This window comes from Pseudomonas sp. GW821-FHT02B10, assembly GCF_059421865.1.
This window is the reverse complement of sequence record NZ_JBWKVU010000006.1, coordinates 1-12,669: the sequence shown is the minus strand read 5'-3', so window position 1 is coordinate 12,669 and position 12,669 is coordinate 1. Positions and strand designations below refer to the sequence as shown.

Genomic DNA, 12,669 nt, shown 5'->3' with positions numbered 1-12,669 from the left:
CAACGTCCTGCTCAAGCGAGCCGCCAGCAACTGGCGGCTCGACACAGGCTTGCTCAGTTCCGATCCACGATCAGCTGGCGGATGACAAAGCCTGAAGCAAGACTCCCTGCGGTTTTGCCATTTCGTCCAGTACTGAAAAGTGCGTGCAGCCCGGCACGTGAATCAGCTGCACAGACTCTCCTCGGGCCAACGCTTGCTGGGCGTATTCATCAGACTGGCGGACCAGTTCCGACAGTTCGTCGGCACCTACCGCCACCCATGTATGGGCGCCCTTGTCGATATGGTGCAGCGGGCTATAGGTGTTGATCTCCGCTTCCGAGAGACTCAGTTTCTGGTTGAGCCACGACAGGCTTATGGGTTCCAGGTCGACCAGTGCGCTGATCGCCAGGACATCGGTCACCCATGGGTGCGAACGGAACTGGATCGCCAGGTGGCCTCCAGCCGAGTGCCCGCTCAGGACCACCTTGTGCCCCGCAATACCCAGGTGATCAACGTCGGCCTGGAGATGCTCGAGCAGGCTGCCAATCTCGCTGACGATCTGTGTCATCGAGGCTTGCGGTGCGAGCGTATATTCGGCCAGGACGACGTTGAACCCCGCAGCCAGGGGACCGGCGGCGATGAAGGCGAAATCTTCCTTGCTGCAATTCTGCCAATACCCGCCATGGATGAAGATGAACGTCGGAGCGTCAGCTTTTCCACAGGGCAACCAGTCATAACGCTGCCTGGAACCGGTGCCGTAAGGCAGATTAAGCCGGCCGGCCACAGAGGCGTAGAAACTGGCGCTACGCGCCTGCAGGGCTGCGTAGATACCGGGGAAATCCGGCACTGCCTCGGTGTTGTTATACGCCGCGTCGAGCTGGGCTTGATTCATGTCGCGATAGAGAATGGTCATGGTCATCTCCGATGGAAGGAATGTTTAAAAGGGCTTGGTCAGCGGCCTGCGGTTCGTGCGGACGTGTCCGTCATCCGGCAGGTTTCAGGAGAGCGGCTTCGCTGTCCACGGCTGCTCTCTGTGAGAGGAGTGCCACGCGTGGTTGGGGACTGTAGGCAGGGTGGTGTGCGGAACGCGGCTCGAATGCGCTAAAGAATGAGTGGAGCCCAGGTCAGACGTAAATCAGCCGAATCTTAAATTTCTCTAAGATTTATCCTGCCATGGCCGCCCTGGGCGAACGGCGCAATGGCATATCAAAGTGAAGCGCGAAGATATTCAAGCGGGGGCTATGCAGGCCAGCGCGATGCTGGAGGCAGCAGGCTTCAAGGCAGGTATGACGGTGTATGAAGGACGCATCACGCTATCTGGAGCAGCATCGGTGCTTTTCTAGCCCCCCTGGCGACGAGTGCAAAAGCTGGCGCTGAGTGCGTCCGGCCCCAATACTGTCCTGGTGACCGGTTCGTCGCGCTCAAGCCCGCGCAGGGGCTCGTTGAGTATTCTCCAGGGCCTGCCTCAGCACCTGCTGGGTCAGAGGCTTGAACACCACCTCATCCATCCCGGCGGCCAGGCAGCGCTGGATTTCCGCGTCCTCGGCACTGGCGGTCGCCCCCAGGATCCAGCAGCGCCGGCGACCGTCCTCACGCTCCATCTGGCGGATGCGCACGGTCAAGTCATAGCCGCCCAGGCGTGGCATCTGGCTGTCGGTGATCAACACATCGTACTCGGCGGCCAACCAGGCTTCCCACGCCGCCTGCCCATCCTCGACCAGCGTCACGCGATGCCCCAGAACCAGCAATTGCTCTTCCAGCGTCAGCCGGCTGAACGCATTGTCCTCAGCAACGAGGATATTCAGCGAAAGCGGCTCCATGCTCGCCTGCGCTACTTCTGCCACGGCTTCGGCAGGCGCCTCGGCCAGGGGCAGTTGCAGGGTCACGCTGAAGCAGGAGCCTATATCCGGTTCGCTGCTCAGGACGATAGTGCCGCCCATGAGTTCGACCAGCCGCCGGGTGATATTCAGCCCCAGCCCACTGCCAAAGGTTTGCCCGGCCTGAGCCGAACTGACCTGGGAGAATGGCTGGAACAATCTGGCCTGGTCCTGCTCCGAGATGCCGATCCCGCTGTCGATGACCTCCAGCAACAGGTGCAGATGTTCTGCCTCCCGGCTGCCCGAGGCATGCAGCGTCACCCGGCCGCGCTCGGTGAACTTGATGGCATTGCTCAGCAGGTTGAACAGCACCTGTTTCAAATGCAGCGGGTCGATCAGCACCCATTGCTCCATGTCGCCGGTGAACCGCATCTCGAACGCCAGCTGCTTTTGTCGCGCCATGCCGACCACCAGGGGCTCGATCGCTTCGATCTGGGCCTTGAGCTGCACCGCCTCCGGCGCAGAGTCGATCATCCCCGACTCGATCCGGTTCAGGTCGAGCACATTGCCGAGCAACAGCAGCAGCCCCTGTGCCGCCTCCTGCGCGACGGCCAGCGACGCCAGGTCCAGCTCGCCCCGTTCGGCCTTCTGCTGCACCACTTCCTGCAGGCCGATAATGGCGTTCAGCGGAGTACGGATCTCATGGCTCATGGTGGACAAAAAGATGCTCTTGGCCTCGTTGGCCGCTTCGGCCTTCTCCCGCGCCAGCGCCAGCTCGCCTTCGGCCTGGCGGGTCTTGCGCACCTGTCGGGTCAGGTAGAAACCCCAGATCAGCGACAACAGGACCAGCAAGCCGAAGACACCGCCAAGCCGGAGGATATTACTGCGATGATCCCGCCAGAAATGGCTGCCCAAGGTGGAAATACGCGGCTCCCACTGTTCCACGATGTCCGCCACTTCCTCCGGGGTGATCGCCACCTGAGCCTTCTCCAGGATGCTGCGCAGTTCTTCCTGCCCCTTCAGCACCCCAAGGCTGACCGGTCGGGAGAATTCGTCGAGAATGCCGATTACGCGCAAGCGGTTGTTGAAACGCTGGGCGGACAGGAAACGACCGGCGTAATCACTACCGATGAACGCGTCGCTACGCCCGTCGTCGACACTGCGCATCGCCTCCAGAAAGTTGGGATAGATCTGTAAGCGGATATCCGGATAGTTCTGCTGGATGATCTGGTTAACGAAATAACCCGGGACGCTGGCCAGGCGCTTGCCTTGCAGGTCATTCAGGCTATGGAAAGGACTGCCCTGGGTACGGGCTGCCTTGGGTCCGGCCATCAGTACCACCGAGCTCCTCAGATAAGGAAGAAGGATATCCATATAGGCCTCGGTGTCGGTGTCGGCAGACGTAACCGAGGTCATCAGGGTCTTGCCCTCGGTTATCTGCGCGTTCATCTCGGCATAATTCTGCGCGCGGACAGGGCGGAACGTCAGGCCGCTGCGCTGGCTGAGCAACTTGAGATAGTCGGGGCCGATACCCCGCACCTGCCCACTGTTGTCCAATTGTCCCAAGGCGCCGAGAGAGTCATGGACAGTCACCGGGACTTCCGGATGGGCGTCCAGCCAACGATTTTCGGCGGGGGTCAGCGTCACGCGCTGCTGAGTCAGGCGCAGGCTGCTCCCCGCACTCCAATTGCGCAGAATACTTTCGCTATGGCGCGAGCGAATGGACGGCAGGGCTCGTTCGATCACGGCATGCAGGCGAGTATCGGAGGCGCGCACCAGGAAGCCGAAAGCACGGCTTTCCACTGGTGCGAAGTTTTCAATGTGCAGGTCCAGCAGGTAGTTGATGTTGATCAGATAGTGGGCGGACACCGCATCATCGATCACCCCATCGACCTCTCCCAGGCTCAACGCCTCGAGCGCGCGCAGCGGCGAAGCGAATGGCAGGATCTGGCTGTTCGGATAAACGGCGGAGACCTTTTCCTCGACACGATAGCCGGCAAACACCCCCAGCCGAGTGCCAGTTGCCTGTGGGTCGAAAGGGTGGCGTTCGGTTGTCACCAGCACGGCTTGGTTCGGTTCATAGGCCTGGGTCAGTAGCAGACCGTTATCCTCGGCATCCATCGCGGAGCCACCGCCGACCAGGTCAATCTCACCATTGTGCAGCGCGGTCAGCGCCGCCTGCCGGGAAGGGAATCGACGGACCTTGGGAGGGATCTCGAACAACAAGGCGAGGTAATCCGCGGTGACGCCCTGGAAACGATTGACATCGAGCATGCCCAGCGGCGGATAGTCGGGCAGTGCCACCCCGATCGTGAGTGGACCTCTGCTTGCCAGCCACTGTCGATCTACTTCACTCAGCCATGGCCGGCTGGTCACTGCCACCCTTGCGACGAGGGAGATGTCAGGCTCCTGTGCGGCCAGAACGGGTGATAGAACAAGTAACAGGCAGAGAGCGACCATCCGACAACACGCTGGAATCATGGAATACCTTCCTGTGAATCGAACCCCGGCAACCTGCGCAAATGGGCTGTTGTCCCACGAGCAATAGCGTCACCCTCTTATGGAGAGTGCCGCTTTGATCTGTGGCAATGGGGGATGGATCAAGAGTGATCCGTCGGTATTCTAGCCGGGCGCCGGCGGTTGTGAAATCGAGCGGTGGGAGCCTCGCGCGCGCGCCCTTCTATTTACTCTCTGGTGCGCTCGGAAAAGCCGGATAACCGAGGGCTGGCGACAGCGATCCGGCCGAGGCCGGGATCAGGTCGGCGAGCAAAAGGATTGCTACCCACCGCCAACAACGATCAGTTGTAGTTAAGAACGAAGCTCATGGTCGCATCGCCCTTGCCCGGTTTTATCTCGCCACCTGTCGGAACGTATTTGGCACTGCCGGAGAACCGGTAAATGGAGCCTTCCGCGATCTCCCGGTTCCAATCGAGGGCGATGGACCTGGAGATAGCGAATGGCAACTTGACGCCCTTGTCGTTGACCAGGGAAATGCCCACCCCCGATGCGACCCCCGCCTGACCTAGCTGGGCAAGTTTGAGCAGGCCGTCGGCCTGAGAATTGCCTTCGAAGTAGACTTTTACCGGAACTTTCGTGTCAGGTTTCAAGCCTTCGCAGCGGACATCGAAGTTGAATGGCACCTCTTTGACGCTTCCCTTCTTGAGGTTGTCGATAGTCTGCTTGCCCATGGGGACATTGACCGCCGCTCCTACTGATTCGCATCCAGCGAAAAATATATCGTTGACCAGTTCGGTAGCACCTTGTGATCTGACCACAACTGATAAACCACCGACTGCCCATGTCACGTTGAACTTCATAGAGGCATTTCCCGATGCTACGCCACGACCGGTACGAACGAACACAACATCCATTAAGTCGGGCACAACCGGCATTCCATTCAGCACGACCTGAAAGGAATATGGGACACAGAAAGTTGTGGTACCTGTACCCAGTGTCAGACAGAACTTGACCCCGACGCCCTCGATACCTGTTTCATAAACATTTGGCAGCGCCGAAGGCAACAACGCAGTGTCCGCCACAATAGAGACAACATTACCTGGCCCAGAGCATTGGACGCTCTGATAAGGCCAGAGGGTCAATCTATGCTTGGCAAGCTCCTGCCCAATGGCGGCTGCCTTGATGATCGTTTTGGAGGGAAGAGTAATATCCTTTGTAAGCTGCGGTGGAGTACCCATCCAGTTGCAAGCCGCAAATGCATCCTGAGCAGACAGAACGGATAAGAACAACAAGGTAAGTATCAGGTTGCGCATATATACAGCCTCCTCTCCCAAGCCCCATTTAGAGCCCAGGTACAAGTCAATAATGGCTAAAGAAAAGTAGCGAAAACTCTCTCGTCGCCACCAGATGACGCCAGGCCTTAGCCGGAAATGGCGCCGTCGTATTCGAGGACTCCACCGAAATCGCCGATGACTTCGAATTCAACCTTGAGGTCGTTAGCCTGGACGCCGTTCGGCAGCTCCGCCATCTCGACCCGGGAAGTCGTGGCCGGCGCGATCATATCGATCGGCGCGGTGAAACTCTTGTTTCCCATCCGCAGCGTGATCGCGGCAAAAGACAGGTGGAAAGCCGACGGGTTGGTCACTTCCAGATAGGGCTTGCCGTCTTTGGCAAGCAGGCGCCACTTCAGCTGTTGCGGGGCCTCCGTGACCTTGCCCGGTAGCCCGGCCGGCCGGTAGAACAGCTTGAGGCGCTGCTGCACGGCGATTTGCAGGGTATTTTCCTCCCGGGACTTTTGCGGAACCTCCCGCACGTTCAGCCAGTACACCGACTCCTTGTCGGTCGGCAGGCCTTTGCCGCTGTACAGGATGCGCAACACCTGCTGCTGTTCGCCAGCCAGGCGCTTGAGTACCGGGGTGATGGCGAAAGGCACATCCTCGCTTTTGTCGGCCGACTCGACCCAGGCCTGGAACATCAGGTCCTCGGCCGCGCTGTTCTTGATCACCAGGGACGCTTCCTTGCTCGGCGCCGCAAGCACCACACGGGTGTTTTCCAGGTTGATGCCGGCCTGGGAGAAAGCAGGAAAAAACAGGGCGAAACTGGCCAGAATCAATCCGGCGATGGCTGGAGTCTTCACGGTAATTCTCTACCTCGATATGTGTCGAAGGACAGAACCCCGTTGTTACGCGCCATGCAAAAACAGCGATGGACTCGACAAGGCGAACCGTGCGGGCATTCGTGACGTTCGAGAAAGTCAGGAGGCAGGAAAACTACAGTAGATAGGCGTCGCAAGCAGTAGGACAATTCCTAAAAGGAACAACGTGCTCACTCATCTGCGAAAGCAGAAAAGAGCGAACAGAAGAAGCAATCGCCCTCAGAGTCCATATCGCTAGATATCTGCCTGCGTATCAGTGCTTTCTAAAAACAAGTCTTTTCGTTCCAGAAGCTCCAGGCTGAGGATATTTCCATTACCCCCTGACATTCGAAATGTCATGCCGTCATGGACCTGATATTTCCCGACATGCATGAAGTATCAACCCTGTCTGTTTACATCCTGATTTTAACTTAGAAACCCCTCTCACAGGACAAAAGCACCGCAGCCCGAACCGCCCATGCTCGACGATCGAGAAGGCCTGCCAGGCAGGCTTAAAGCCCTGACCCGCTGATTTTTAGATGCCTCCCAAAGCGGAGAAAGCGGCGGTTTCCCCAGGGAATCGCGCCTCTGATTCTGCCACGCCATCGGGCATCAGGCTGCAAGGACTTCAATATGACGAGCGCAGTAGCTTGCCGTCTTACTTCAACTAGGAAAGCGCCGTATACCAGTTAAGAAAGTTCTGGTTTTTAATTTTATTTCCTTTTGTTAATTAATACACCCCTCTGAGAAACCAGGCATTTACATGCAAATAACTCCAGCCCTCAACGCTGGCGCGTACAGGCTCGCAATCAACTCTCCCGCGAAATCAGATAGTCATTCGAAACAGTCGAATAGCCATTTTTAGACGTTATGTAACAAGTCTCATCTGACAAAAAAGCTCATGAGTCTCCCTCGCTTCGAAGCCCATGAAATCAAGCGCGGATTGAGACAAACAACTTGCCCTCCCGACTGGAGGGAATGGCGCTGCGGCTTTGCGTGATCGCCTCGGCGCCCGCCCCGTATCCGTTTTACCCGTTCTGCTGGGGGGATCAGCAGAGTATTCATATAGAGGAAGCATCATGAACAAAAGCTATGCACTGATCTGGAACCAGGCCACTGGTTGCTGGAACGTCGCCAGCGAAGGAACCCGACGCCGGGGTAAATCCAGCCGCCTCAAGGTCGTGATCGCCGCCGGCTTCTCGCTGCTGGGTCTGCTGGCCCAGGCTCCGGCCTTCGCCCTGCCGGGTGGCGCGGCGGTAGTCGCGGGCGACGCCAGCATCCATACCACCTCCGACGGCAAACACATGAGCGTCGACCAACAGAGCAACAAGCTGATCACCAACTGGAACGAGTTCAGCGTCGCTGGCGACGAAAGCGTCAGCTTCCACCAACCCGGCAGTAGCTCGATCGCCCTCAACCGGGTATTGGGCACCAATGGCAGCGATATCCAGGGCCGCATCGATGCCAACGGTAAGGTGTTCCTGATCAACCCCAATGGCGTGGTCTTCGGCAAGTCCGCCCAGGTCAACGTCGGCGGCCTGGTGGCCTCCACCCAGAACATCAGTGACAAGGACTTCCTCGACGGCACCTACCGCTTTGCCGGGAATTCCAGCTCTGCCGTGAGCAACGCCGGCCAGATCACCGCCAGCGAGGGCGGTAGCGTCGCGTTGCTAGGTGCCCAGGTCAGCAACAGCGGGGTGATCCAGGCGCAGATGGGCAGTGTCGCGCTGGGCGCGGGCAAGGACTTCAGCGTCAACTTCGACGGCAACGGCCTGCTCAACCTGCAGGTGAACGGTGCCGCGGTAGATGCCCTGGTACAGAACGGTGGCCTGCTCAAGGCCGATGGCGGCCAGGTGTTGATGACCGCCAGCAGCGCCAGCAGCCTGCTGAACAATGTGGTGAGCAACCAGGGCGTAATCGAGGCCAAGACCTTGCAGAACAAGGCCGGCAAGATTGTCCTGGACGGTGGCGACAATGGCATCGTCCAGGTAGCCGGCCGCCAGGACGCCAGCGCCCTTGGCGGCCAGGGCAACGGTGGCGTGGTGGAAAACCGCGGCGCCCTGGTCGAAGTGCAACTGGCTGCGCAAGTGGATACGCACGCCGACAAGGGCACAACCGGTACCTGGAAGATCAGCGCGGCCGAGGTGAGCGCTTCCAAGACAGAGAATCCGTCCACGCGTGGATTGGTCATTGACGGCGGTATCAACGGCAACAACGGAACGGGCGGCACCACCGGCGCTGCCCCTACCCTGCACGCCGATACCCTGGCCCAGAACCTGGCCCGGACCAACGTTGAACTGAGCAGCAAGGGCAACCTGTCGGTCAACAAGGCGGTGTCCTGGAACAGCGGCAACAAGCTCGGCCTGACCGCCGAACGCGGCGACGTCCAGGTGAATGCGGCATTGAGCGCCACCGGTGCCGGCGCAGCCCTGGCCCTGAATGCCGCGCAGGGCGGCATCCGCCTGAATGACAATGTCGCTCTAACCGGAACGGGAGCGAGCCTGGAGCTGAATTCCAAAAACGGCCACGGCCTCAAGGATGACAAGAGCGTCACCCTCTCCGGTGCGGATACCCGCTTCAGCGCCAACGGCGAGTCCTACCAAGTGGTGCAGAACCTGCAACAGTTGCGCGATATCGAAAACAACATGAATGGCCGCTATGTACTGGGTAACCAGATCACCGGCCAAGGCAGCTTCAAAACGCTTGGCGAAGGCCGCTCCTTCACCGGCAAGCTCGATGGCCTGGGCAATACCATCAGCGACCTGTCGATCTATGGCAACACCGCCTTTGTCGGGCTGTTCGGTACCAACCTGGGGCAGATCAGCAACCTGAACCTCGAACACATTTCAGCCAGCGGCGCCTCTTCCACCCACTACAACACCCAGGTCGGCACGCTTGCCGCGGTGAATATGGGTAGCATCCGCAACGTCAAGGCCAAGGATGTACGGGTGACCGGAGCCTCTCACCTCAACTCGCTGGGTGGCCTGGTAGCGCTCAACCTGGCCGGCGACATCGCCAACTCCTCGGCCAGCGGTCAGGTGATCGGCAACCAGCACACCTTTGCAATGGGCGGCTTGGTGGGTGAAAACATCACCAACCCCGATGGCGTGGCAAAAATCACCAATAGCCATGCCGATGTCAGCCTCAGGGGGCAGATGAATGGTGATTCCAGAAGCGCAGGTGGATTGGTGGGTTCGAACCGCGGAGTCATCGACAACGCCTCCAGTGCTGGCACGATCAACCTCGCCGGCGCCAACCTGAACATCGGCGGCCTGGTCGGCGAGAATACGGGCGATGGTAGCATCAGCAACTCCCGCTCCAGCACCAATGTCTCGGGTAGCCGGGCTGGTCGGATCGGTGGCCTGGTTGGCTCCAACCAGGGTTCGCTGGCCAACTCTCATGCCAGCGGCGACGTAACCGGCAATGGCACGGAAGCGATCGGCGGCCTGGTGGGCAAGAACCTGGGTGGTTCGATTGCCAACAGTTCTGCCAGCAACAACGTGTCCGACCGATACAGTAGCAATGTAGGCGGCCTGGTTGGTCACAACCAGGGCGGCCGCATCGATAACGCTTCGGCCTCCGGCACGGTGAAAGGCGGTAGGAATGCCAATATAGGCGGCCTGATCGGCACGAACCAGGACGGCTTGATCAGCAACAGCTCGGCCAAAGGCAATGTATCCGGTCTGTACGGTAGCAATGTGGGCGGCCTGATTGGCTACAACCGGAGCAGTCATATCGATAATGTAACGGTCGCCGGCACGGTGAAAGGCGATAGCAATGCAAATATCGGCGGGCTGATCGGCTACAGCGAAAAGTCCTCCATCGCTAATGCCTCCTCCACCTCCCAGTCTGTTACAGGCGGCGATGATGCCCGTATCGGCGGTCTCGTCGGCCATAGCCAGAATGACAATATCGCCAACTCATCGGTATCCACCACCGTGACCGGCTACCACCGCAGCCGGATCGGCGGCCTGGTCGGGTACAGCCAGAATACCGATATCACCGACACCTCGGCATCCGCTATGGTGGAGGGCCGCGACAATAGCCAGGTCGGCGGTCTGGTCGGTCACGGCCAGGACAGCCGTATCAACAATTCCTCGGCATTGGTCACGGTGAACGGCGATGCCAATAGCCAGGTCGGCGGCCTGGTCGGCTATAGCCAAGGTAGCGATATCAACAATGCCACGGTATCCGCCACGGTGAGTGGTGGTACAACTAGCCTGGTCGGCGGCCTGGTTGGCAGGCAACAGGGCAAGATCGGCAACTCCTCCGTCAAAGGCTCGGTCAAAGGCGGCACTCAAAGCAGCGTGGGAGGTCTGGCCGGGCAGAATGAAGGAGAGATCAGCAACTCCAGAACTACCAGCAACGTCAGCGGCGGTTATGGCGCACGCTTGGGCGGGCTTGTGGGGGTGAACTTCGGTAAGGTGCACCTGTCCTCGGCAGGCGGCAAGATCGATGGTTCTCACGCCTTCGGACAGTTCTACGGTGGCCTGGTCGGCATCGACTTCAATTCGAACCAGCCATCCAACAACAGCGTCTTTGGTGAAGCGACCAAGGTGCCGCAGGTTGGCCTGCAGTTCTGAGAACTGAAGCTCTGCCCCCCGTCATAGGGAGGCAGGGCTTGTTGTCTGATTGAAAAGAGGGGGTAATGATTCAGCCGAATCATTACCCCCTCTTTTTGTCCGGCGCCTCTCGGCGCCTTGCTCCAGAGCCCTACTTCTCTGTCGCGACCTCAATACCGTCGGCGCCCGGAACGCTGGACCGGGTCAGGCGGTAGATGGATGCGCAGTAGAGCAGCAACGCCAAGGTCGCCAGCAAGCCGCCGGCCAAGCCGATATAGGCGAACCCGAGTTGGCCCCCTACCCAGCTGCCAAGCAGTGCGCCGCCGCCGATGCCGATATTGTAGATCCCCGAAAACAGCGCCATTGCCACATCGGTAGCATCCGGAGCGAGCACCAGGACCCTGGACTGCAGCGCCAGCCCGAAGCCCATGATCGCCATCCCCCAGATCAGGCTGAGCCCGCCCAGGTACGAGACCTCCCCGCTCAACGGCAACAGCAATGCCAGGCACAGAATGAGCGACGCCACCGTCACCAGCAGAAAGCGCTGCGGGCTGTAGCGGTGAAACCTGCTGAACAACAGCGAGCCGAAGATACCGGCGCCACCGAACAGCAGCAGGATGAGGGTCACCACATCGCCACTCAAGCCGGCCACCACCTTAATGAAAGGCTCGATGTAGCTATAGGCCGTGAACTGCGCGGTGACCACCAGGGCCGTCAGTACATAGAGCGCCATCAGCGCAGGCCGCTTGAACAGCACCGGCAGGCTTCTGAGGGAACCCGAGTTCTGGCTGGGCAACAACGGCAGGCTCCTGGCCAGCCAGAACACCAGCGCGGTAGCCAGGCCAGCAATCACGATAAAGGTGGTCCGCCAGCCCATGGCCTCGCCCAGCAACCTGCCGAGGGGAATACCCAGCACCATTGCCAAGGAAGTACCGGTGGCCAGCAAGCCCAGGGCCTGGACCTGTTTTCCCGGCGGTGCCAGACGCACCGCCAGGGACGCGGTAATGGACCAGAACAGCGCATGGGACAAGGCCACACCGACCCGGCTCAGCAACAGCATGCCGAAACTCGTGGCCAGCCCCGACAGGATGTGACTGGCGATAAACATCCCAAACAGCACGAGCAACAGCTTGCGTCGCTCGACGTTGCGCGTCAGCAGCATGACCGGTAGCGAAGTCAGAGACACTATCCAGGCATAGAGAGTGAGCATCAGACCGACCCGGGCCGTCGACAGGTCGAAGCTGCTGCCGATCGAGCTCAATAGCCCGACGGGGACGAACTCCGTGGTGTTGAACACAAAGGCCGCCAACGTCAGTGCGATGACCGCCCGCCAATTTCCCTTAGTTGTCGCCACGGAGATACTCATTTAAAGGTGCACCACTCTATCGATGGTCAATCAGGCCCTGACCTTCGCAAACCCTGTGCCAAACACCCACTCACAAAGGCAGGGCGCACGGTCAGAAACATGTAGGCGCCGAACAGGATCTGCGCCAGCGTACAGGACAAGGGGAAAGCAGCGTCATCCCGCACTACAGAGGAGCAACGGACCGAAACGCGGCCACTGCCGACGGAAACGAAAAAAGGGTCCCGAATGGGACCCTTTTTCGATGAGCTACAGACCTTTGAGAATCTGTAGCTCTATGTTTGGAGCGGGAAACGAGACTCGAACTCGCGACCCCGACCTTGGCAAGGTCGTGCTCTACCAACTGAGCTATTCCCG

Annotated in this window: 7 protein-coding genes; 2 read left to right on the top strand and 5 right to left on the bottom strand. The window is 59.5% G+C overall.

Going from position 1 to position 12,669, the window contains the following annotated elements:
• Window positions 1-70 precede the first annotated feature (70 nt).
• Window positions 71-892 carry an alpha/beta hydrolase gene (locus AC07VU_RS15015; RefSeq protein ID WP_274305979.1) on the bottom strand — a complete coding sequence of 274 codons (822 nt, stop codon included), beginning with the start codon at window positions 890-892 and terminating at the stop codon, window positions 71-73.
• A gap of 298 nt (window positions 893-1,190) precedes the next feature.
• Between AC07VU_RS15015 and AC07VU_RS15010 the strand changes: the two genes are divergently transcribed.
• Complete coding sequence (locus AC07VU_RS15010; RefSeq protein ID WP_274305978.1) at window positions 1,191-1,322, top strand: hypothetical protein; 132 nt, start codon at window positions 1,191-1,193, stop codon at window positions 1,320-1,322.
• Window positions 1,323-1,400: 78 nt separating this feature from the next.
• Here the strand turns inward: AC07VU_RS15010 and AC07VU_RS15005 are convergent, their stop codons facing one another.
• The 3 genes from AC07VU_RS15005 to AC07VU_RS14995 all read right to left on the bottom strand — a co-directional run bounded on the left by AC07VU_RS15005 (window position 1,401) and on the right by AC07VU_RS14995 (window position 6,390).
• Window positions 1,401-4,277, bottom strand: a complete 2,877-nt coding sequence (locus AC07VU_RS15005) for an ATP-binding protein (protein ID WP_495030084.1) — start codon at window positions 4,275-4,277, stop codon at window positions 1,401-1,403.
• A 317-nt stretch (window positions 4,278-4,594) separates the two neighbouring features.
• A complete protein-coding gene (locus AC07VU_RS15000; protein WP_274305976.1) occupies window positions 4,595-5,566 on the bottom strand; it encodes a fimbrial protein in 972 nt (323 codons plus the stop codon).
• 107 nt (window positions 5,567-5,673) lie between these two features.
• Complete coding sequence (locus tag AC07VU_RS14995; RefSeq protein WP_274305975.1) at window positions 5,674-6,390, bottom strand: fimbrial biogenesis chaperone; 717 nt, start codon at window positions 6,388-6,390, stop codon at window positions 5,674-5,676.
• 1,076 nt (window positions 6,391-7,466) lie between these two features.
• Here AC07VU_RS14995 and AC07VU_RS14990 point away from each other — a divergent pair.
• Window positions 7,467-10,970, top strand: coding sequence for a GLUG motif-containing protein (locus AC07VU_RS14990; RefSeq protein ID WP_495030083.1), 3,504 nt, complete (start codon window positions 7,467-7,469; stop codon window positions 10,968-10,970).
• A gap of 130 nt (window positions 10,971-11,100) precedes the next feature.
• Here AC07VU_RS14990 and AC07VU_RS14985 read toward each other — a convergent pair whose 3' ends face one another.
• Complete coding sequence (locus tag AC07VU_RS14985) at window positions 11,101-12,315, bottom strand: sugar transporter (protein ID WP_274305973.1); 1,215 nt, start codon at window positions 12,313-12,315, stop codon at window positions 11,101-11,103.
• Window positions 12,316-12,669: the final 354 nt, after the last annotated feature.